The sequence below is a fragment of the Cohnella sp. OV330 genome, from assembly GCF_900112065.1.
In the GTDB taxonomy this organism is placed as follows: Bacteria; Bacillota; Bacilli; order Paenibacillales; family Paenibacillaceae; genus Cohnella.
This window is the reverse complement of the sequence record NZ_FOKE01000001.1, coordinates 265,171-287,889: the sequence shown is the minus strand read 5'-3', so window position 1 is coordinate 287,889 and position 22,719 is coordinate 265,171. Positions and strand designations below refer to the sequence as shown.

Sequence of the window (22,719 nt, the reverse complement as noted above, 5' to 3'; positions counted from 1 at the left end):
ATTCCTCCACCCATAGACATTATGCGTCTTGGATGATTATATCATTGAATTTGCGGGCTGCTGAAATTCGTACTTTTTGACATGATTGCAAAACCATCGCATATTCCGGTTTTCGGCCATTCTCCTATAATGAGGCTATCACCCACTAGGAGGTTCGATCGTGAGCGACTCGAACGCGTTTCAACCGAAGGTCGTCGTACTCGGCGCGGGCAGTCTGTTTTTCGGCCGCCAGTCCATCTGGCAGATGGTTCATTCCCCTTATCTCAACAACGGGACGCTTGCCCTGGTCGACACGGACGAAGACAGGCTGGCTAGAATGGTGAACCTGGCCAAGGCGGTGGCCAAAGAGAACGGGGTGCCGCTGAAGGTAGAGGGCTCGACGAACCGGAGAGATGTGCTGAAGGGCGCCGATTTTGTCGTGCTCAGCTTTGCGGAGGATACGGTCAAATATCGGGGCATCGACTGTCAGGTTTCGTTGAACTACGGGATTCGCATGTGCTCGGGCGATACGATCGGACCGGGAGGCATCTTCAGGGCCATGAGAGAGCTGCCGGTTATCCTGGCCTGCGCCAAGGACATCGAGGAGCTGTGCCCCGACGCCTGGGTCATCAACTATATCAATCCGTCTACCGTCCATGGCATCGCGCTGAGCCGCTATGCGCCGCAGCTGAAGTCGTTCGCGCTGTGCGACGGCCATCATATGCCGCACGTCAAAGCGAATTATGCAGTCAGGGCCGGCATCATCGCGGATCCAAGCGACTTCAATGCAGAGATCGATCGCCGGTTCGACTTCCGGGTGGCCGGCGTCAATCACTTTACCTGGCTGATCAAGGCGGAGTACGAGGGGAAGGACGTCGCGTCCATGATCGCCGAGGCGATGCGAAAAGCGGCGGGAACGGAAACAAATGGCGGAGATACGGGCGCCAAGGCGCTCTTCAACGATTCGATTACCTATCAGCTGTACGATATATTCGGCTATATCCCGACCTGCACGGCACACACCAAAGAATACGTCCGGTATTGGCAGGGGCTCGGGAAGACGAAGGACGCCATCCCGCCGCTGTCGATCTGGGAGACGGACGAACGGTACAAGCGCCACGAGGAGATGTGGAAGCAAGTGGACGGCTTCCTGTCCGGCGAGCTGCCGATCTCGGGTTATATGCAGTCGTTCGGCCCCGACCATGCGACGGATATCATCGAAAATATGGTGGGTAACCTGGGCAAGCGCTTCTTCATCAACACGCTTAACGACGGGGCGGTGTCCAACATGAACGACGACGCGTTCCTGGAGCTGCTGAGCGAAGTGAGCATGGAAGGGATCAAGCCGCTGCACGTGGGCGAGATGCCGAGAGGCATTCGAGGCATGCAGGAGCTCGTGCTGGACACGCACGAGCTCACCGCGGAGGCGGTCGCCGAGCGGAGCTTCGTCAAGCTGCGCAGGGCGATGATGACCGATCCGCTCGTGAATTCCATCCATGACGCCGACATGATCATCAAGGAATTGCTGGAGCAGGAGAAGGATGTCCTTCCGAAATACTGGTACGAATAAGAGCGTCGTAATGTCGCCTACCCGAATAAAAAGAACCGCGAAGCCTCGTCGCTTGGCGGTTCTTGCTATTGTGCACGTATACAGGCATCGTCTCGCAACCGTATTGCCTCAGCCGCGGTAAGCCTGCTCCAGCTGCGCGATGTCGAGCTTCTTCATCGGCATGAAGGCCTTCGTCACGCGCTCGATCTGCTCCGGCGTACCGTTCGCCATCATGTCTTCCATCGCGGCGGGCGCGATCTGCCACGACAGGCCGAACTTGTCCTTCAGCCAGCCGCACTGCTCGGCCTGGGGATCGGCGGACAGCGCGCTCCAGTAGGCGTCGATCTGCGCTTGCGTATCGCAGCGGACGAGCAGGGAGATCGCCTCGTTGAAGGTGAAGCCGTGATTGTGCGCGCTGTCCATCGCGGTCAGCCAGGTGTTTTCGATCATGAAGTCGCTGAACATGACCGTGCCTTCCCGATCCGGCGCCATGCCGGGGCCGTAGCGGCGCAGCTGGCCCGGACGCGAATGCTCGAATACGGACAGGTACAGCTCGCGCGCTTCCTCCGCTCTGCCTGCGTTGTCCCCGGTGAACATCAGGGACGGGATAATCGTCGGACGAGGCTCTCCTTCCGGATTGGTCAGCATCAGTTGCCAAGTCACGCCGTACTTGTCCCGGATCCAGCCGAATCGCGCGCTGAACGGATACTCGCCAAGCGGCATGAGCGCCGTGCCGTGCTCGGCGAGCTTGTCCCATGTCTCGTCGAGCAGCTCGCGCGCTCGGCTCTCCCGGGACGGATCGAAGTTCACGATAAACGAGACGGACGGATTGAACTTGAAGAGCGGACCCGCGGAGATCGCCATGAAAGGCATGCCCCAGAGGGTAAACGACACGATGTCCGAGTCGCCCGAAGGCGTGTCTCGCAGCGTCGCCGTGCTTGTAACGGAGGAGTCGGGGAATACGGTGCTGTAGAACGCAGCGGCTTCCTTGGCTTCTCGGTCGAACCACAGATGCGGGACGATGCGGGGAGCGGATGCGCCGGCGGTAACGTCATTCATGATTATTCCTCCTTTTTGCTTCCATTTTACCACGGAACGACAGGTTGGCATTTCTCATGGATTGCTGTCATAGACAAAAGCAGAAAATAATGTTCGAACCGCAAAGCCTTGATGCATCGCGGTTTTTTTCATTTTCCGGCGCTCTCTTTCATTATTCTTTTATCCGGTTGCCGTACGCTTGAAATGAGCAAAGCTGAAGGAGGTGAACTCATGTCGGAGGAGCAAAAGAAAGCGGAAGCGAACAAGGATACGGTAGAGTCGAACAAGGAGACCGAAGTAAAGCTCGACAATCTGCCTAAGAAGCTGACAGAGGAAGAAGCCAAAAACGTAAACGGCGGCAAACGTTATAGTTACTAAGCAGGACGGCGCGGGAGATGATCCCGCGCTTTTATTTGAACCATTTGAACAGATCCAGGGGGAATTGCCATGACGAAGCTCGATCAGGTCGTTGCCCTTCAAATAGAAGGATCCAGCTTCTCGCTCGCCGGGGTGCTTCGCTTCGCTCATATGAATGGCGGCTTCGGGGCGCTCGAGGATTACGCATCGAACGTGCTGATCGACGCCTATGCGCGCGAGCACGGACTCGCGGCGGGACACGAGGAACTTCAGGAGGCCGTCAACGAATGGAGATCCGAGCACGGGCTGTATCAAGCCTCGGAAGTTCGGGAGTGGCTGGCGGATCGCTCGCTGTCCGCGTCCGACTTGTCTGAATATGCCCGAATGAAGATCGCTAAAAATCTCGTCAGCGCGCACGTGGCCGCCGGTCAGGTGGAGCGGTACTTCGCGGAGCGGCGTTCGGCGTTCGACGCGGCCGCGATCTCGCAGATCGTCGTGGAGGATCGGGGGATCGCGCGCGAGCTGGCGTTCAAAGCGCAGGAGGGGACGCCCTTCTACGAGCTGGCGCGCGCGTATTCGACGGACGCGGCCACCCGCCTTGCCGGCGGATACGTCGGCCGCCGGGAGCGCGCGCAGTTGCCCCGCGCGATTGCCGAGCTGGCGTTCGGTCCGCATGCCGGCGCGGTGGTCGGGCCGATCGCGATCGACAAACGATTTTACGTGATCAAAATTGAAGAAGCTTATCCGGCGGAGCTGAATGCCGACACGAGAGCGCGAATCGAAGGGCTGCTGTTCGACGAATGGCTGGCCGACAGGCGCCGGCAAGCCGGCGTACATATCGCGTTGTGGGGACAAGATCGAGTCAATGGAGATACGGGACATGACGAACGAGAATAAGCAGCTCGCCTATATGGAAAAAACGCCTTTGTTCAGCATCCTTCGTCCGGACGAGAAGCGCGAGCTGTCCCGTCATGCCGAGATCGTGCATTTCTCGATCGGACAATCGATTATCGAAAAGGGAGGCGTTTCGGCCTCTCTTTTCTGCGTGATATCGGGAGAAGTGCGGATGATCGAGGAGCAGGCGGACGGGAAAGAAACCAGCCTCGGCTTGTTGAGGGAAGGGGATAGCTTCGGATGGGATGGGGGCGAGGCGCAGGCGGACAGTCCGATCGCGTACGGCGCCGCGGAGAGCGTGCTTCTGCTGGCGGTTCCGGCCGGCCGGCTCCGAGAGATTCTGGCACGCAATCCCGGCCTCGAACGGCTGCTGACGACGTATATGTCGTCTCGCGCCATCGCGATGTTTCTGAAGCGGACGACGCTGCTTGCCGCCCATGATCATGATGCGGTACGTACCTTTCTCGATCGAATGACCGTGATCCATGCGGATCGAGGACAGGCGATCGTTCGCGAGGGAGAAGAGGGCGACGCTTTTTACATCTTGCACGCCGGGCGATGCGAGGTGATCAAGGAAGCGGACGGGACCGTGATCAACCGTCTGATTCCAGGCGATTTTTTCGGGGAGCTGGCATTGCTGACAGGGGCGCGGCGCCAGGCGACGGTCGTCGCCAGCGAAGCGGCGCAGCTGTTCAGACTCGGCAAGGAAGACTTCGACGTCATGATCGTGGCGCATCCCGCATTACGCACGGCGATCGAGCGCATCTCGGCGAATTATTCGTCCAGCGGGGCCAAGTACGAGCAGGACGATACGTCGGACGGGGAAGCGCCACCCGGCAGCGTAGTCTGGCAGACGGCCGAAAAGGCGTCAACCAAACGGCGGCGGTTCAAGCTGCGCAAATATCCGATCCTCCTGCAGCGCGACGAGATGGACTGCGGTCCGACATGCTTGGCCATGGCGATGGCCTACTACGGCTCGCGCATTCAGCTGAACCGGATCCGGGAGCAGACGGAGATGTCTCGCTCCGGCAGCTCGCTCTTCGGTTTGACCGAGACGGCGGAATCGCTCGGTTTGGCCGCTCAAGGCTTCACGACGACGCTTGAAGCGCTGGGCGATATGAAGCTGCCCGCGATCGCGCATTGGAGGGGCGAGCACTTTATCGTCGTGTACGACGTGACCAAGAGCCATGTGATCGTCGGCGATCCGGCCTATGGCTTGGAAAAAATGAGCCGCGCGGATTTTCAGGCGGGCTGGAGCGGGGCGATCCTGACGCTGACGCCGACGGAGCGGCTAGCTTCCCATGAACGGGTTCGCAGTCCGATAGCGAGATTCATCGCCTACATGCTGCCGAACAAAAAATCGCTGTTCTCCCTCTTGGGCGCTTCCCTGCTCGTGCAATTGGCCGCGCTGGCGCTCCCGATCGTCACGCAGATCGTCATCGACCGCGTGCTCGTCGACAAGCAGGAAAACCTGCTCCAACTGCTGCTCGCCGGGATGCTCGGACTGTCGGTCTGTTATATCGCAGTCAACTCGCTACGGCATTTTATCGCGGCTCGAATCGCGCTGCGCATCGATATCGCGATGCTTGGCGACTTCTACAAGCACCTGCTCAGCCTGCCCTTGTCGTTTTTCCTGGCGCGCACGATCGGCGACCTGACCAGCCGCGTGGGCGAGAATCAGAAAATACGCCGAATGCTGACCACCGGCGCGGTGCAACTGCTGCTCGACGTTCTGACGGTCGTCATCTACGGCGCGTTAATGTTTGTTTATCACGCGAAGCTATCGCTGATCGCGTTTGCCGTTATTCCTTGTTATGTCGCGCTGGTGCTGCTCTTTTCGCCGCTTATGCGCAAAAACAGCCGCAGGCAGTTCGAGGCGGAGGCGGAGTCCCAGACGACGATGGTGGAAGCGATCAAGCTGATCTCGACCGTCAAGGCGCTCGCCGCCGAGCCGGTCATCCGTTGGAAGCTGATGGATAAACTTCAGCTCGCTTTAAAGCAGCGCATCAAGGCCATCCGGCTGCTCGTCGCCTCGGAGACCGCCGCGGACGGCATTCAGACGATCGGCAACGCGCTGGTGCTGTATAGCGGCGCCGTGTTCGTCATGAAGGGCCAGCTCACGGTCGGACAGTTCGTCGCCTTCTTGTCGGTATACCTGACGGTCACGCAATCGATCTCCCGCATGCTGGATATGCTGAACGAGCTCATGGAGGTGCGCGTATCGATGGAGCGGATCGACGACGTGTTCCAGGCGCATCCGGAAGAGACCGACGCGCAGGACAAGCGAAGGCTGGCTGCGCTCAAAGGGCATATTCAATTCGACAACGTTTCGTTCCGTTACGAAAAGGACGGTCCGAGCATTTTGCGGCAGATCAGCATCCGCATCGAGCCTGGACAGACCGTCGCGCTCGTGGGACGGAGCGGGTCGGGCAAGTCGACGTTCGCGAATCTGCTGACGAAGCTGTTCGCGCCGACCAGCGGGACGATCCGCCTGGACGGGCACGACATCCGGCAGATTCACGCCGCTTCCTTGCGCCGGAAGATCGGCATCGTGCAGCAGGAGAATCGCGTTTTCCGCGCCACGATCCAGGACAATATCGCGATCCGCTTCCCGTCCGCGACGCTGGAGGAGGTCGAAGCCGCGGCCAAGCTGGCTGGCGCTTACGACTTTGTCAATGCGCTGCCGCTCGGATTCAAGACGCTGATCGGCGAGGGCGGACTCAGCTTGTCCGGGGGACAGCTGCAGCGGATCGCGATCGCGAGGGCCCTGCTCGGCGAACCGGGCATTCTCATCTTCGACGAGGCCACGAGCGCGCTGGACTCGGAGTCGGAGCGGATCATTCAGCAAAATATGGACGCGATGATGAAAGGGCGCACGGCACTGATCATCGCGCACAGGCTGAGCACCGTGCAGAAGGCGGATCTGATCCTCGTCCTTGACCAAGGCGCGATCGTGGAGTCCGGGACGCATGCCGAATTGATCGGGGCGAAAGGGCTTTATTATTACCTCGTCAGTCAACAGCTAAGCTGAACGAGAGGATCGGCGTTTATAGCCTCTATTCTCGGAGGAGAACAGAGGCTTATTTGCGCTTTTTATTTATCGCGCAGCGTTCAGTTCGATCCGCAGCGGCAGACCGGGCTTGACCGTGCAAGGCGCCGCGAATCGGATCGCGTCTTCGCCGACGGCGCAGTCCGTCGCTCGTTCGCCGAGCCGGACGGCGCCGATCTTGCGCAGCGCATGCTGCGGCAGCCTTAGCGTACGAAGCGCCAGCTGTCCGCCCAGGAGCTTAAGCTCGGCATGGTTCTCGGTCAGCTCGAACGTCCCCCAACCACTGCCAAGCGACCAGAACGTGCGAAACCGGCCATCCTCGCTTCGGACGGGATGGAAGCCGATCAGCCCTTGCACGAGGTCGAATTCGAAGCCGCCGAAGGCGTTCAGCAGCGAGTAGCTGGCCATCGAACGAGCGTAGTTGCTGCCGCATTCGATCTCGCTCCACGGATTGCGCTTCTCGCCGTCGTACCGGTCTCGAATGGCCTGCACGATCGCCAGGCCTTCGTCCGCCATACCCGTCTGAATCATATGAGCCGCGACCTGGTACTCCATGCCCGTCATCGTTTCCGAGGCGTAAGGCACGGGAATGTAAGGCTTGCGCGCTCCATCCGGCCACGTGCAGATCAGAAGCCCCGCTTCGTCGTTCAGGGCGAACAGCCGCCACGTATTCGCTTCGTCCCTGAGCGAGGGCTTGAAGTTGTGGCGATAGAGCGCGCGAAGGGCGCTCGCCGTCTGCGCAGGGTCGAAGATCTCGCCGAGCCCGCACAGGTTGGCATGCCACTGCGCGAGCACCTGATCGATCGCGCAGCCGTCGCCGATCTGGTACTTGATCTCGCCGCGCTCCGCATTCCAGTACCGGTCGACTGCCCCGTCGCCATAAGGCTCGAGCGTCCCCCGATCGTCCAGATCGACCCGCTGCACGTAGTACTCGCCGTTGAACAGATGGGTGTCCGTCCAGGCTTTGCCCGCCCGGAACAGCGCTTCATACTGCTCGGCCGTCTCCGGTTCGCCGAGATAACGGGCCATCTCCGCGCCAGCCTTGAGCGCGGCCAGATAGAAGCCGTTCAGCCAAGCGCTCGGCCCGTACAGCTCCATATCGAGCGTATGATGCTGCCGTCCCGTCAGGACGCCGGTTCGCTGCGGGTCCCAGCGGTCTTCGTTCGCCTCGTCCCAGGCGTACGCGATCGATTTTTTGATCGCTTCCCAGTTGGATCGCAGCCAAGCGGTATCGCCTGAGATTTTCCAATCCCTGTACGCCTTGATCACGCCGCCGAACTGGCCGTCCACGCAGGCATGGAAGGAGGACGCTTCCCGGCCGAGCGGCAGCATGAGACGGAACGACATCTTGCCGCTCTCCCAATGGTTGTACCTGAAGTCGAGATCGCGCATGCTCCGCTCGAGCTGCGGGAACAGAAAGGGGAGGGCGTAAGCGTAGTTCCATACGTGCGTGCAGGAGCCTTCGCAGCTGCCTTCGTCCTCGATGCAGCCTTCGAAGCCGTAGAATTCCCCATTCGTCAGGCGCAGCGTCGCCGCCGACTTGAGCACCGAGAGATTGGCGGATACCGCTTCCTTGACGATCTCGGGCACCGTCGAGCCGAACAGGGCGTCCTTGAACGCCACCGTGTCCGCCAGCAGCCGGTCCCAGTGATTCAGCGCGTACGAGGCGCAGGTAGCGGAGTCCGCGAACAACGAGTCGCAGTAGTTCTTCCAGACCGTCGTGCCCTCCGGCTCCTTGTTCCAGAAGTTGTGCACGTTCGGGAAATGCCAGCCGATGACGAACCGGACGCGAGCCTTGCCGCCCGGCTGCACGGTGACGCGCGCGGCCAGGGAGGCCATGTCCGGACGCGTCGTTCCGGGCGGCGGATCCTCGGGATAAACGCGATTGACGAGCCCGCCGGGCGACGTGAAGTCCCGCCAGAACGTCTCGAGGTGATCCAGCCATTCTCCCCGGTACCAGTATTGTTGATAGCACGTATCCGCCGCGTCCGTCGCGATCGCGATGTCGCCGAAGGCGGGATCGTCCGACGCGCGCCGCCGCGAGGACAGCTTGAGCAGCCTGAGCGGCCGCCCGTCGTCCAGCGTGCGCTCGGCGTAGGCGTTGTCGGCTTGCCCGGCCGCCTGCGGGTTGGCGGCGCTCAGACAGACCGTATACGTGACCGGTCGCGGAGTCGTATTGTCGATCTCCACCTCGAAAAAGGCGGCAGGAATGCTAGAATCCAGGTCGTTCAGCGGGATCAACGGGTTGAAGGCGAGCAGCTTCACGCTACCGGGAAAGGAAGGCTCGCGGAAGGAGAGGGAGGCGAACGGAAACTGCCCTTCGAATTCGGTATCGCGAAAATGGGGCAGCCCGGCCATCGTCTCCGTATCGGGACCGAAGCCGTAACCGCTGTGCAAGGGGGCTCCCCGCCGGGGCTGTCCCACGTAAGGCGCCTGAAGATCGCCGTTCAGCGCGCGGGCATCCAGCACGCGGCCTTCCTGCTCCGCCTTGATGCAGAAATGGCTGTAGCCGTTCATGCTTCGCTTGTTCGGGCGATTAAAAATCTCCCAATCGATCAGCCGTCCGTTGCCGGCCAGGCCAATCGAGCCGGTGCCGATGCCGCCCAGCGGGAAGGAAATCTCGCGGGTTTTCATGCCTTTGTAAATTCGGCTCATCGCAGACCCTCGCTTTAAATGGAAGATGCTTGCCATGCAGCGCTGCTAACCACAATAATAAAGGGGAAATGCGTCGCGATCATTGTAAAATGCAAATGATATTAGGGTAAAAAACGACTGAATTGAAGAGGGGGACGAGGGATGAGGATCGAAGCGTACGATGTGGTGCCTTATATCCGCAACGCCGATTATGCGATCCGGCGCCCTTTCCTTTTAGGCAAGCGAAGTCTGCTGGACTATATTATCTTTTACGTACAAGAAGGCACGTTCGAGATCGAGCTGGGAGGTCGCACGCATACGCTGCGAACCGGAGACCACTGCCTGCTGCAGCCGGGCGACGTGCACACGATTCGCGGCCTCGACGATACGATCAATCCATACGTCCATCTCGATTTTTTCTATCGGCCGAAGCGAGACCGGAGCTTCATCACGCTGCCAGGGCAGATCGATATGGCGCCCTACGCGGAGCTGATGCAGCCGAGGCTGAACGACAGCGAAGCGTTCGAGCTGCCGCTGAAGTTGAGCTTCAGCCATCCGCAGCGGATGCGCGATCTCGTCATGAAGATGATCGAAGCCTGGCGGCTTGGGACTTACGTCGGTACGCTAACCGCGCATAAACTCGCTTACGAGTGGTACTTGTCCCTCGCCGGAGCGTATATGAAGACGTCTCCATCGGCGTCGACCGATGCGAAGCCGCTGCTGAATTGGATGACCTCGTACTTCGCCCTCCATATTTCCGATCCGATCACCGTCAAGGACATGGCGAAACGGGCGGGCTTGTCGCCCTCCCGTTTCAATGTCGTGTTCGCGGAGACGTTCGGCACGACCCCGTATCAATACTTGCTTCGAATGCGCATCGACCATGCCAAGGAGCTGCTCGGCAGCGGCTATCCGATCAAGGTCGTCAGCGAGTATTGCGGCTTCTCCGACGTGCATTACTTCACGAAGGCGTTCAAGAGCGCCGTCGGCGTCACGCCCGGGCAGTACCGCGAGGCGGGACGATGATGCGCTTGGCGGCGAACGTGCGTCCGGCCGCTACTCCGACTCCGCCAGCGAGCATTCCCGCCATCCGCCGCCGGTCGGATTCGTCCTGTACGACTTGATCTCGAACGCTCCGAGCTCGACGCGTTCCTCGATGCCGAGCGAAGGGATGCGAACCAGAGCCGAGCCCGGCGCGCCGGCCGGTTCGTACAGCCGGACGATATAGCCGTCCCCGTCCTCCGCCTGCTTGAAGGCGGTCAGCACCGCGCGGTCGCCTTCAAGCTCGACGCCGCCGTGAGGCAGCGTGCCGGCTCCGCTCGGGAAGAACGACAGCGCATAAGGCCGTTCGTGCCAGGCGAGCGCTTCGCGTTCGATCGCTAGCAGGCGCTCCTCGCGCTGGCCCGCGTTCAGCCAGAACGTATACGTGCGCTCGCCCTGGTCGATCCGGGGGAGGAATCGGTCCTGCGGCAAGATCGGACGATCGCCGATCGGGTGCGCGCAGTAAGCGGCGCCGCGAACCAGCGTCGGCCGAAGCGTGCCGTCGCCGCCGTCCGAGCCGTAGACGCCGTCATTGATCAGCGTGACAGCCCGGCCGTCGGCAGCCCGGCCGTCGGCAGCCCGCTCCGCAATCGCCGTCCATTTTTGCGCGACCGCCTCGTCGCCGTTTTGCGGCAGCCTCTGCACGCCGTACGCCGTTTGCCCCAGGTATTCATAACCGTCCCCGAACGCCGTAGGGATCGACAGCTTGAGCAGCTTGTCCTTCTCCTGCCAATAAAGGCGGACCTGCACTTCGATCTCGGTGCCCGTTTTGGGCAGCAGGTAGGTGAGCACGGCCGCGGAGTCGCCGTAAGCCAGCAGCGCTTCGACGACGGTCCGCACTTCGCCGTCCTCGATCACGCGCACGGCCGGCAGCACCTCTTCTTTGACGCCGGAAAAGGTCGTGCCGCGGGCGGGGCTCATGAGCTCGAACCGTCCGACGACCGGCTCGAACCGGTCCGTATCCATGCGCCACGGATCCTCGTTATCGGCGACCACGATCGGCAGGAAGGCGCCGGGACGCAGGTAAGATACGCCCTCCGCGACATACGCGTCGATCAGTCCGGTCCGGGTATTGATCTCGATCTGCAGGGACGCCGATTCGAACCGGATCGCGCCGTCGCGCTCGGCCAGGCGCGCTCTAGGCTTCTTTGGCAGTTTGACGATGCGGCAGTCGAACCTGTTCATGGACGAGGGCGCGAGCTCGGCTTCGAATACGACGCGTTTGCGCCAGTCCAGATTCAGGGCGCTATGCTCTTTTTCGGGCTGACTCGGCACCTGCGCGCCGTTGCGGTAAACCAGCGGCATGGAGAACTCCTCCGTCCAGTTCTGGTCCTCCAGCATGAACTCGCAGGCGAAAATGCCGCGCACGGGGTAGGGATGCGGATTGTATACGAGTATCGGATACTCGCCCGCCGCCGCTTGGGGCTGGCCGGCAGCCAGGGCGAAAAACGCGCGGGCGCGCAGGCGCGAAGCGATCTCGAGGCCGTGGTCCATAAGCCTGAGCGACGCTTCCTCCGCAGGCTGGATCGAGCTTCCCGGCAAGATGTCGTGGAATTCGCCGACCATCAGGTCGTGGAACGCTTCGCCGAGCTCGCGGGCCGGGTACGCCAGCAGCCCTTGAGCCGCGGCCGTCGCGTGCATTTTTTCGGTCATGAAAAGCTGGCTTTCCAGCTGCCTGTGCTTCTGCTTGATCCGGATCATCGACGTGTAGCAGCCGACGAAGCGCGGATTGAGATCGTCCGCATGACGAGGAAGATCGGCTGCGTCGCGCAGTTCCGCGAAGTAAGCTTCCGGCGTGGAATGCACGATCTCGACCGGACCCGAAGCCATCATCTCGCCGATCCGGTCGAGGTCGAGACGGGAGGGACCGCCGCCATGATTGCCGACGCCCCACAGCAGCAGGCGAGGGCGATCCTCGCCGTCGTCCGCGTACTTCTCGAGCCATTTCGCCACTTTTTTGTGCGCTTGCCCGAGCAGCGTGTTGTACCCGTCCGCGATCTGATGCGCGTGCACCTCGGAGCCGTCGAAGCCGACCCAGACGAAGTCGTCCGCGGGACCGGCCGTCTTCTGCTCGGGGCGCATGAACAAATAAGCGTCGTAGCCGGATTTGCGCATGATTTGCACCAGTCCCCTGGAATGCCCGAAGGAGTCGAAGTTGATCGAGGTCGTCGGCGCTTGTCCGAATTTTTCCTTGAAGTACTGCCTGCCGAGCAGAATCTGCCTGACGAGCGATTCTCCCGAAGGCATGTTGCAATCGGGCTGCAGGTACCATCCGCCCATGATGTGCCACTTGCCGAGACGAACGAGGCTTTGGATCTCCGCGAACAAGCTCGGTTCGTACTCCTCGATCCATTTGTACAGCAGCGCTTCATTGTGATTAAATACGTAGCCGTCGTATTCCCTGCAAAACGACGCGGCCGCCCTGAACGTGGATACCGCCGCCGCAGCGCCTTCCTCCCACTCCCACTGCCATACCGGGTCGAGGTGCGCGTTGCTGATGAGGTGCAGCTTTTTCAAGTCCATGCATCCTTTCCGATTCGTCTCTCTTCCTTTCTATTTTCATTTTGAAGCGCGTCCAAGTAAATTCATTGAAGTATCCCGTTTTTACACTAAAATGACCGGTTCGCTTGTGCTACTATGATAGAAAAAACTGCGAGGAGGGGACGAGCCTATGGCGCGCGGCCCACTTCCGGATCAGCTGTACGGAACCGTCAGGGTGAACGACGCCGTCATCGAGATCATCGAGGTGCTGGAGGAGCAGCCTTGGGGAGCCCGCTCGTGCCCCCCTCATACGCATGCGTGGTTCGAGTGCAACTACATCTACGAAGGCAGCATGAAGACGGGGTTCGGGGGACCGCTCATGAACGTCGGACCGGGAGAGTTCTTTCTCGTCCCCGCAGGCGCCGAGCACCGCCACGAGTACGAGCCGCAGTCTCCGCATCGGGGCGTCTGCATGCGGTGGACGGTCGCCCCGGCCGATACGTCCGGCGGAAGCGAAGCCGGCTCGGTCTATGCCGCGCTCGAAGGGTTGCGGCAGTGGCAGCTCGGGTGCTACGCGGATCGCTACGGTCTGGGCGAGCGCATCCTGCGGCTGTTCGAGGAGGCGCGGGAGGCGGACTCGCTTGCGTCCGTTCAGCTTACGTTCGTGCAGATTCTGCTGGCGATCGCCGCCGTGCGCCATCCCGAAGGACGGATCACGCCGGCGGCAGTCGATCAATCCGATACCGCGTTTCTCCGCAAGATCGAGGTTTACCTAAACGACGAGCGCGCGGAAAAAATGAATGTCCGCAGGCTCGCCGACGCCCTGCATGTCAGCTACAACCATCTGGCCCGCAAGTACAAGCGGCTGACCGGCAAGACGATCGTCGGCCGGCTGACCGAGATTCGTCTCTCTCGCGCGCTCGACCTGCTCCGGCGGACAGACGCCTCGATCGGCGCCATCGCGGAGGTCTCGGGATTCGGCGCGGCTCACTATTTCAGCCGGGTGTTCAAGGATGCCTACGGCGTGAGCCCGAAGACATACCGTCAAGCGCTGCCCGCCGACGCTAAGGCGGAGCGGGGAACCGGCGTGGCATCGGGTTCGGATCATAGCGCCCGATAGTACCATTCGTGTGCCTATCCTACATAAATGTGCGTACTTACGCGGATGTCGTATAGGGCTTATATTGCGAATATAAGCCAAATCAAAGGCAACCGCGAAGGAGCGAACCGACATGACGAATGCGAAAGAAACGATGAAGGCCGTGGGCTTGTACAAGTATTTGCCGATCGATCACCAAGAGAGCCTGATCGACGTGGAGATCGAAAAGCCGTCGCCGGCGGGGCGGGATCTGCTCGTGAAGGTGCGCGCGATCTCGGTCAATCCCGTCGACTACAAGGTTCGCTCGCCCAAGAGCCGGGAGGAATCCGCGCCGCGAATTCTCGGCTGGGACGTGGCGGGCGTGGTCGAACAGGTCGGACCCGAGGTCAGCCTGTTCCAACCGGGCGATGAAGTGTATTATGCCGGCAGCATCACGCGGCCGGGCGGCAACAGCGAGTTCCACCTCGTGGACGAGCGGATCGTCGGCGCGAAGCCGGCTTCGCTTGACTTCGCGCAGGCGGCTGCGCTGCCGCTCACGACGATCACGGCATGGGAGAGCTTGTACGACCGGCTGGGCGTAGCGCGGGATCCGGCCGCCAACGCCGGCAAGACGATCCTGATCATCGGCGCGGCCGGCGGCGTCGGATCGATCGCGACGCAGCTGTCAAAGCTGGCGGGACTAAAGGTCGTCGGCACGGCCTCCCGCCGCGAGTCCGCCGACTGGGCAAGGGAGCTTGGCGCGGACCATGTGATCAACCACTTCGAGGCGTTCGTGCCGCAGCTGAAGGCGATCGGGCTCGAGCAGGTCGACTACATCCTCTGCCTGAACAGCACCGAAAAGCACTGGGCGAACATGGCGGAGGCGATCGCGCCGCAAGGCAAGATCTGCTCGATCGTCGAGACCGACGAGTTGCTTAACTTGACGCTGCTGAAGAACAAGAGCGCGACGTTCGTCTGGGAGCTGATGTTCACCCGTTCCACCTACCAGACGCCGGACATGATCGAACAGCACAAGCTGCTTGGCGAGGTGGCGCGCCTGGTGGACGCGGGCGCGATCCGCACGACGACGAGCGAGACGCTCTCCCCGATCAACGCCGACAACCTGCGCAAGGCGCATGCGATGCTGGAGACGGGACGTACGGTAGGCAAGGTCGTACTCGAAGGATTTTAATCGCGGCGCATGAGTGCTATGATCTTTAGATAAGAAAGACAACGACGAAGGAGCGGATCGGCGTGCGGGATCGGAAGAGCGGATACGGGTTTTGTCCGGACGAGGAAGGCTGCCCGGTCGAATTCACGCTGGACGTGATCGGCGGGAAATGGAAGGGCGTCCTGCTCTATCATCTGATGGAAGGCCCGAAGCGGTTCAACGAATTCCGCAGAATCTGCCCGACGATCACGCAGCGGATGCTCACGCTTCAGCTGCGCGAGCTCGAGGAGGACGGCGTCGTTCACCGCGAGGTTTACAATCAGGTGCCGCCCAAGGTCGAATATTCGTTGACTTCGTTCGGACGGACGCTGATCCCGATCATCTCCGCCATGCGGGACTGGGGCGAGAGCTTTAAGCGGACGGTCCGCGACCCGATGGCGTTGGGGACCGAAGCGAGAGACAGCTAAATTCGTCGATGTCCGAGTCGCTGAACGATTTGCTCTCGGCGATCGGTTGAGCTTAAGCTCGTCGGGATCGGCCTACCTTGGACATGAAAGGAGAACCGCATGCTGATCGGAATCGTACTGGGCGCGGTCTTGGCAGGCGTCGGAGCGGCATATTGGCTCGTCCGGCGCCGACGGACAACGTCCGCAACGCGCAGCGCGAAGGTCGTGCCGATTCGGGCTGCCCGCCAGCGCAGAACGGACAAGTCGCGAGAGGCTGGAAGCAAGGCTCGAGAGGAGCCGGGCAAGCCGCGAGAAGCGGCGGCAGGGGAGCAGGCGCGCCCCTGCTCTTTGTGCCGCGAGCGATCCGCGCGGCTTTCTTTTTATGTCGACGAGGGCGGCCGTACGATCGGGGTATGCAAAAACTGCCGGTCCAAAGCCGAAGCGCGGGAGCTGGATCGTCTGTAGTCTGCCCGGCGTCCCTTCCGCGATATGCGGCAGCGCAAAAAGCCGAACCGGCCCTTTTTTAAGGTCGATTCGGCTTTTTGCGCTGCCGTTCGCTTCGGGGATGCCGGCATCTAGACGCGTACGTCGAGGTTGCCGCCCAGATGCGGCTGCGCGATGCTTTGCGCCATTTGTACGATCGCTTGGCTGTCCTGCCGCGCGGTGTCCAGCGCTTTGCCTAGAACGGCGATGCCGGCTTGCTGCCGCAGATCGTTCATCGCCAGTCCTGTCGAGATTGCCGCTATGTCCATGGACGTTCACCCTCCCGTTTCCTTTATCGGACAAGGCCGTAAGATCGGTGAATGCAGGACAAGAGACTGTCGGTCAAGTGCGCTTGACGGCCGCGATGCGCAATCGACTCTTATTGATCGTCCATTGGCCGTCCCGGTACAGGCGCGGTCTAAGCGCATCCTCGATGTCATCATAGATCGTATGGAGCTCCGCCGGCGCGACATCGGCGAAAAAATAGCTCGCGAAGCTGTCCAGCATCGTCCTGATTCCCGCCGGCGCCTTGAGCTGAGAAGGCTGATCGAAGTGCAGGGCGAATGTCACGCGAAATCCGGTCCGCTCAAGCAGGCCGGCATATTCGCCGATCGTCGGCAGGTACCAGGGAATTCGCCCTTCCGGTTTATAGCCGCGTGCCGAGAGCGCCACTCCGATGGCATCGGTTAGCGAGACAATGTTGCCGCTGCCCGCGAACTCGGCTACGAATCGTCCTCCGTCCCGAAGAGCCAGCCACACGGTTCGTGCCGTCGCCTCGGCATTCCCGATCCAATGCAGCGCGGCATGGGAGAAGACCGCGTCATAACGGACATCCGTCCGATATCCGCTGGCGTCCGCCTCTTGAAGATCAAGGCCCGGATGCCTTTCCCTCGCTCGCGCTACCGATTCCGCAGACAGATCGATGCCCGTAGGGACCGCCCCGGCAGCCGCGATTCGGGCTGTCAAGTCTCCGTTTCCGCAGCCGAGGTCGAGAATTCGCTCCCCGGGGGAGGGCTGGAGCAGGGACAGGACGTCTTCGCCGAGCTTGCTTGACATGAGGCCAGCCTCCTTAATTGAAGATTACATGTATCCATAATAGTTATTATATGCGCGACCTGTCAAGAAGCTTGCGTTTAGGCCGCTCGTTCGACGGTACGATCGCAGCCGTCGTCTTAACGTTCCCTTTCTCGGTCAAAGCATAGAGGATCGCGAGCAACGGGAGCGCGGCGCCGATCAGCGAAGCGAGCTGCCAGCCGCCGTGCGCGTACGCCCAGCCGCCAAGAGCGGAGCCCACGGCGCCGCCGATGAAGAAGATCGACATGAACAGGCCGTTCAAGCGGCCGCGCGCTTCGCTGCCGAGCGCGTAGACGACGCGTTGTCCGAGCACCAGGTTGCCGGAGACGGCCATGTCGAGCGCGATCGCGGAAATGAAGAGCAGGACGAGCGATGCGGTCGAGTGGCCGTGGAAAACGTGCGGGAGCAACCAAGACAGCAGCGCGACGCTCAGGGCGATCCAGGTAAGCGGCCGGCTCCAGCCTTTGTCCGCGAGCCGTCCGGCGATCGGCGCGGCAACCGCGCCGCCGACCCCGACCAGCGCGAACCAGGCGATACCCTGCTGCGACATGCCGTAAGCGTCGGCCAAGTGGAGTGGTGCGACCGTCCAGAAGAGGCTGAAGGCGCCGAACAGAAAAGCCTGGTACAGCGCGCGGCGGCGCAGTGCCGGCGTGCGGGCGAGCAGCGGTGCGAGAGAGCGGATCAGCTTGCCGTAGGATACGCTTGGCGTCGGACGCCGCACCGGCAGCTTGCGGGACAGCAATATCGCCAGCAGCGCGATGGCGACCGCCGAAGCGGCGAATACGGCAGGCCAGCTCCAGATGCCGGCGATGAAGCTGGCGACCGGCCGCGCAAGCATGATGCCGAGGAGGAGTCCGCTCATCACGTTGCCGACCGCGCGGCCCCGCTGGGCCTCCGAAGCGAGCGAAGCCGCGAAGGGCACGAGCACTTGGGCGACGACCGACGCCGTCCCGATGAGGAGCGACGCGGCCAGGAACAGCGGCGCGTTCGGCGCTAGCGCGGCCGCGATCAGGGCGGCGGTCGCCACGGCGAGCGCCACGACCGTCAGCCGGCGGTTCTCGACGATATCGGCCAGCGGGACGATGAACAGCAGCCCCGCGACATAGCCGATTTGCGTCAACGTGACGATCAGGCCCGCCGCGCCGGCGGACAATCCGGTCGAGGCGCCGATTGGTCCGACTAGCGTCTGGGCGTAGTAGAGGTTCGCCGCGATCAAGCCGCAGGCAGCCGCCAGCAGGATCGACAATCCGCGAGAAATGCCGCCGTCCTTCATTTTTTGTTCCGTATGCATCATTCTTCCTCCGATCGGTACGCTCACAATAAATAAATACTGAACGTACAGTTTATTAATTGATGACCTCATGATATACTGAACGCAGCGTTTTGTAAATAGGCGTTTTGTTTTTCTTTCGCTATTTTTTTTCGTATACTGAACGTATCGTATTTTAATGTTCAGTAATAGACGTTCGAGCATGCGGAAGGGAGACTACGACGATGAAAGAGCAGAGCAAACGGGGGCGGCCGCGAGATCCGAAGACGCAGCAGGCGATTCTGTCCGCGTCGTACGATTTGCTGCTGGAGGTCGGCTTCGGCGCGGTGACGGTCGAGAAGATCGCGGAGCGAGCGGGCGTCAGCAAAGCGACGATCTACAAATGGTGGCCGAACAAAGCCGCAGTGGTCATGGACGGTTTTTTGTCCGCCGCCTCGGCCCGGCTGCCGGTGCCCGACACGGGCGACGCGTTCGAGGACGTTCAGATTCACGCCGTGAACTTGACCCGTTTTTTGACGAGCAAGGAAGGGAAGATCATCACCGCGCTAGTCGGTGAAGGGCAGTTCGACCACGGTCTGGCCGAAGCGTACCGGACGCGCTACTTCCAGCCGCGACGGCTAGAGGCGAAGGGCATCCTTGAAAAGGGGATCCGGCGCGGACAACTTCAGGAAGCGCTGGACGTCGGGCTCGGCGTCGACCTGCTCTACGGGCCGATCTTATACCGGCTGCTGGTGACCGGCGAACCGTTGGACGACGACTATGTGCGGCGGCTGGTGACGAGCGGGTTCGAGGGGATTCGCGCGAAGTAGGGTGAACAAACGGCGGTTAAAAGATGCTCGAGAACCGCAAATGATGGGCGGGCTCTGCGGCAAATGCGCAATCGACTGTCGTAGGGCAGTAGATGGTCGGTGGCCGGCTCCAGAATGCACGACCTACTGTCGTAGGTCAGTAAATGAGCGATTTCCAGCTTCAAAAAGCGCAAACTACTGTCGTAGGGCAGCAGTTTGGAGATGCCTCGTATCGGAAGACAGGGGTCGCCCCTTGCTCATGCGAGCAGTTACCCGGCCATTAGTCGACATAAAAGCCAAACGGGATGAAGCAGGTTTCTGCTTCATCCCGTTTGGCTTATTTTCATGCATTGGAGAGTTTGGTTAAGCGGACGAGCATCGCCGCCGCTTCAGCGCGGGTCGTCGGCGAAGCCGGAGCGAAACGATTGCCGTCTTTGCCGCTTAGAATGCCGTGCATCGCGGCAGCTGCGGCATAAGGTTTGGCCCAGGACGGGATGCTCACGTCGTCCGCGAATTCGGTTACGGCCGCGGAATCCGTCGTCCACCTCGCGGCGCGGACGAGGGTGGCCGCGGTCTCGGCGCGGTTGATCGTCACGGCAGGGCGGAACGTGCCGTCGGGATAGCCGTTCAGGATGCCGTTGCCCGCAGCGGCGGCGATCGCCTCCCGGGCCCAGGCCGGAATGCCGGCTGCATCGGCGAACCCGGAGACCGCGGGGGTACTTTGGGTGTCCGAATTCAGCCATCTTGCGATCATGACGGCCCATTCGGCGCGCGTGATGGGGCTGTCCGGTCTGAAGAGGCCTTCGGACCCGCCTTGGACGATGCCGAGGGCGCAGGCTTCGTTAATTTCCTCTTCCGCCCAGTGGCCGCGAATATCGCCGAAGCAAGAGACGACCGGGGGCTTTTCCTGGCGCATAACCGTCAAGCTGTACATGCGGACGCTGCCGTTCGCGGCTCGTACTTCAATCTGTAGGGCGTTTTTGCCCGGATCGAGATCGATAGCGAGCGGGAGCTTGCCGACGGCGCTCTTGCCGTTAATCAGCAACGTGGCGGCCGGAGAAAATGGCTCGGCATTCAGCATAATGCGCGATTCCGTGGTCGTAGCTTCGTAGGCGAGTACGTTCATGTCGAAGGCAGGCGACAAGCTAACGGGGCTAGCGTCGGCCGTGATCGTCAGCAGCTGAAGCCGGGCTTCGCCGGAAGCGACTGTCGGCTGCGCAGGCTCGGGATAAGGCAGCGTAGTCGCCGTCGCGGCCAATGCCGTGCTCCGGTTACCGGCAGCGTCGACGGTGACGACGGAAAATGCATAAGCGGTCGAAGCGGTTAAGCCCTCGATATCGCGCGACAACGTGGCGGCGGGCAGGACGACGGGCGCTCCCCCGTCCTGCGTCAGCTCGTAGTGGTCGACGCCGCGGTCGTCCGCGGCTGCAGGCCAGGCGAGCTTGAGACGCTCGTACGTGACGGCCGTGACGGAGAGCTCCGCACCTGCCGGCCAGGTCGGCGCCGCGACGTCCGGCGGCAGATCCTTCGTCAGCGTCACGGTCACGACCGCCGCTGCCGTGCGCGGTGATTCGTTGCCCGCCGCATCCTCGGCCGTGACGACAAACTTATAGGCGCCGGGCGCGAGGTCGCCGATATCCGCCGACGCGACCGAGCCGTCGGCGCCGCTCGCGCCGAGCGCAATCGCTGCGCCGAGCTCGCCAGCATCCACGACGCCGTCGCTGTCGGCGTCGGTCCAGCGGTAGGCGCGCAAGGTAGCGCCGGCTTCGCTTACCGCTGCCGCGTCGCCTGCGAGCTGGTCCGGCGTGCCGCTATAGTTGTCGACGGCGACGAACTTCGCCGGATCGACGACGGGCGCCGTCGCGTCCTCCAGAATCGTGACCGTCGCGCTCGTCTGCGACCCTAAAGCCGCTTCATTCGTCGGCGCGGAGATCGTCACGCCGAACGTTCGGTCCATTCCGTGAACGCCATCGTCCAAGATCGGAATAAGATAAGTTTTTGTCGTCTCGCCAGCGTCGAAGACGATCGTCGCATCGACGGCCGTATAATTCGTGCCCGAGACGGCCGTGCCGTCCGACGTCTGGATCCGAACTTTCGTCTGGCCGTAGGCGCTGCTCGTCCGGTTGACGGTCACTATCGCATTCCCGCCATCTTCCGAGACCGTAAAGGTCGACGCGGAAAACGCGAGCACGCCTTCGGCCCGGCTGTTCAACAAGCTGAGGTTCGTGCCGGACGCATAGGCCAAATCCGCCAGTCCGTCCTCGTTCAAGTCGGCCGAGGCTAAGTAGCCGACAAACGGCAGATCGAACTTTGCCTGGAAGGTCCCGTCGGCATTGCCGTTATAGATCGAGACGATACCGGATTGAGTCTTGACGGCCAGATCGAGCTGACCGTCTCCGTCGAAGTCTCCCTTCGCGATATCGTTCGGATAGGTGACCAGGCCGGTCGAGTACAGGACGGCTGAGCGGAAGGAACCGTCGCCGACGCCTAGCAAGACAGCCGCGCCGCCGGAGCTGCCGTTGTCGGCGGTCGCAAGATCGACGAACTCGTCACCGTTGAAGTCGCCTGACACTAAGAATGTCGGGGTCTGGATGCCGCCGAAATCGCTGCGGTCAAAGTTTTGGCTTCCTCTATTAAGCAGCACGCTGATGCTTCCCGACCCATCGTTGGAGACGGCCAGATCGGGATGCCCGTCCTTATCGAAGTCGCGAACGATGACGTCGAGGGGATACGTGCCGACCGAATAATAGACTGGTGCGGGAAAGGTGCCGAATCTATTCCCGTACAGGACGGCCAACTGATGATTGTCGTGCGAGGCGATCGCCAGATCGGTGAAGCCGTCTTCGTCCAGATCGGCCGCGGCGATTCCGTTCGGGCCTTCTCCCGCCCCATACGCCGTCCCGGGCATGAACGTGCCGTCGCCGTTGCCAAGAAGGACCGTCACTTTATCGTCGTCGTAGCTGGTAACCGCGATATCGAGCTTGCCGTCGCCGTTGAGATCCGCGACCGCAATCTCTCTCGGATTATCGCCTACCGCCAGGTAATCCGGCGTCGACTGAAGCGTGCCGTCGCCGTTGCCTTTAAAAATCGCAATCCTGTTATTCAAACTAGAATTATCGCTCACAATCGCATCCAAGTGCCCGTCCCCGTCCAGATCGGCGAAGGCGATATCGTTGATTGAGCTGCCGACGGGCAGCGTATACGCAGGCACCGCGCTTTGAAACTTCGGTCCGGCCGCGTACGCGCCGAGCGGAGCGGCCGCCAGGGCGAGCGCCAGCCCTGCGGGCACGAGGCCCGCTAATTTTCTTTTCATAATCCTAGTACTCCTTCTGACAAAATATGGCCTTTTTCAACATTATACTAGATTCGTCTCCCCGATAAATCCCC

General features: G+C 61.5%; 17 protein-coding genes. 10 read left to right on the top strand and 7 right to left on the bottom strand.

The window, feature by feature from the left end; all coding sequences use genetic code 11:
• Window positions 1-160 precede the first annotated feature (160 nt).
• Window positions 161-1,549, top strand: a complete 1,389-nt coding sequence (locus BM235_RS01120; protein WP_090108696.1) for a family 4 glycosyl hydrolase — start codon at window positions 161-163, stop codon at window positions 1,547-1,549.
• Window positions 1,550-1,657: 108 nt separating this feature from the next.
• On the opposite strand, the gene BM235_RS01115 is transcribed toward BM235_RS01120, so the two are convergent.
• Entirely contained in the window at window positions 1,658-2,587 is a 930-nt protein-coding gene (locus BM235_RS01115) for a VOC family protein (protein ID WP_090108695.1), read from the bottom strand.
• 210 nt (window positions 2,588-2,797) lie between these two features.
• Between BM235_RS01115 and BM235_RS31895 the strand changes: the two genes are divergently transcribed.
• The 3 genes from BM235_RS31895 to BM235_RS01105 all read left to right on the top strand — a co-directional run bounded on the left by BM235_RS31895 (window position 2,798) and on the right by BM235_RS01105 (window position 6,848).
• Entirely contained in the window at window positions 2,798-2,944 is a 147-nt protein-coding gene (locus BM235_RS31895) for a hypothetical protein (RefSeq protein WP_158543647.1), read from the top strand.
• A 69-nt stretch (window positions 2,945-3,013) separates the two neighbouring features.
• Window positions 3,014-3,820, top strand: coding sequence for a peptidylprolyl isomerase (locus BM235_RS01110; protein ID WP_090108694.1), 807 nt, complete (start codon window positions 3,014-3,016; stop codon window positions 3,818-3,820).
• Window positions 3,804-6,848, top strand: a complete 3,045-nt coding sequence (locus BM235_RS01105) for a peptidase domain-containing ABC transporter (protein ID WP_158543646.1) — start codon at window positions 3,804-3,806, stop codon at window positions 6,846-6,848. Before BM235_RS01110 ends, BM235_RS01105 begins: the two co-directional genes overlap by 17 nt.
• Before the next feature lie 66 nt (window positions 6,849-6,914).
• On the opposite strand, the gene BM235_RS01100 is transcribed toward BM235_RS01105, so the two are convergent.
• Window positions 6,915-9,521: a GH116 family glycosyl-hydrolase gene (locus BM235_RS01100; RefSeq protein ID WP_158543645.1), complete on the bottom strand. Its 2,607-nt coding sequence runs from the start codon at window positions 9,519-9,521 to the stop codon at window positions 6,915-6,917.
• Between the two features lie 141 nt (window positions 9,522-9,662).
• Between BM235_RS01100 and BM235_RS01095 the strand changes: the two genes are divergently transcribed.
• Window positions 9,663-10,526 (top strand): AraC family transcriptional regulator, encoded by an 864-nt coding sequence (locus BM235_RS01095; RefSeq protein ID WP_090108691.1) that lies wholly within the window; start codon window positions 9,663-9,665, stop codon window positions 10,524-10,526.
• Window positions 10,527-10,556: 30 nt separating this feature from the next.
• On the opposite strand, the gene BM235_RS01090 is transcribed toward BM235_RS01095, so the two are convergent.
• On the bottom strand, window positions 10,557-13,058 hold the full coding sequence (locus tag BM235_RS01090; RefSeq protein ID WP_090109531.1) for a glycoside hydrolase family 38 N-terminal domain-containing protein: 2,502 nt from the start codon (window positions 13,056-13,058) through the stop codon (window positions 10,557-10,559).
• Between the two features lie 154 nt (window positions 13,059-13,212).
• Between BM235_RS01090 and BM235_RS01085 the strand changes: the two genes are divergently transcribed.
• The 4 genes from BM235_RS01085 (at window position 13,213) to BM235_RS01070 (ending at window position 16,182) form a co-directional block, all read left to right on the top strand.
• Window positions 13,213-14,142 carry an AraC family transcriptional regulator gene (locus BM235_RS01085; RefSeq protein WP_090108690.1) on the top strand — a complete coding sequence of 310 codons (930 nt, stop codon included), beginning with the start codon at window positions 13,213-13,215 and terminating at the stop codon, window positions 14,140-14,142.
• Window positions 14,143-14,254: 112 nt separating this feature from the next.
• On the top strand, window positions 14,255-15,292 hold the full coding sequence (locus BM235_RS01080; protein ID WP_090108689.1) for a zinc-binding alcohol dehydrogenase family protein: 1,038 nt from the start codon (window positions 14,255-14,257) through the stop codon (window positions 15,290-15,292).
• A gap of 62 nt (window positions 15,293-15,354) precedes the next feature.
• Window positions 15,355-15,738 carry a winged helix-turn-helix transcriptional regulator gene (locus tag BM235_RS01075; protein WP_090108688.1) on the top strand — a complete coding sequence of 128 codons (384 nt, stop codon included), beginning with the start codon at window positions 15,355-15,357 and terminating at the stop codon, window positions 15,736-15,738.
• A 99-nt stretch (window positions 15,739-15,837) separates the two neighbouring features.
• Complete coding sequence (locus BM235_RS01070) at window positions 15,838-16,182, top strand: hypothetical protein (RefSeq protein ID WP_090108687.1); 345 nt, start codon at window positions 15,838-15,840, stop codon at window positions 16,180-16,182.
• A gap of 110 nt (window positions 16,183-16,292) precedes the next feature.
• Here the strand turns inward: BM235_RS01070 and BM235_RS01065 are convergent, their stop codons facing one another.
• The 3 genes from BM235_RS01065 to BM235_RS01055 all read right to left on the bottom strand — a co-directional run bounded on the left by BM235_RS01065 (window position 16,293) and on the right by BM235_RS01055 (window position 18,565).
• Window positions 16,293-16,469 (bottom strand): YjfB family protein, encoded by a 177-nt coding sequence (locus BM235_RS01065; RefSeq protein ID WP_090108686.1) that lies wholly within the window; start codon window positions 16,467-16,469, stop codon window positions 16,293-16,295.
• 73 nt (window positions 16,470-16,542) lie between these two features.
• A complete protein-coding gene (locus tag BM235_RS01060) occupies window positions 16,543-17,256 on the bottom strand; it encodes a class I SAM-dependent methyltransferase (protein ID WP_090108685.1) in 714 nt (237 codons plus the stop codon).
• 46 nt (window positions 17,257-17,302) lie between these two features.
• Entirely contained in the window at window positions 17,303-18,565 is a 1,263-nt protein-coding gene (locus tag BM235_RS01055; protein ID WP_369803446.1) for an MFS transporter, read from the bottom strand.
• 203 nt (window positions 18,566-18,768) lie between these two features.
• On the opposite strand from BM235_RS01055, the gene BM235_RS01050 reads away from it, so the two are divergent.
• Complete coding sequence (locus BM235_RS01050) at window positions 18,769-19,353, top strand: TetR/AcrR family transcriptional regulator (RefSeq protein WP_090108683.1); 585 nt, start codon at window positions 18,769-18,771, stop codon at window positions 19,351-19,353.
• 322 nt (window positions 19,354-19,675) lie between these two features.
• Here the strand turns inward: BM235_RS01050 and BM235_RS01045 are convergent, their stop codons facing one another.
• Window positions 19,676-22,645 (bottom strand): FG-GAP-like repeat-containing protein, encoded by a 2,970-nt coding sequence (locus tag BM235_RS01045; RefSeq protein WP_090108682.1) that lies wholly within the window; start codon window positions 22,643-22,645, stop codon window positions 19,676-19,678.
• Between the last annotated feature and the right edge of the window lie 74 nt (window positions 22,646-22,719).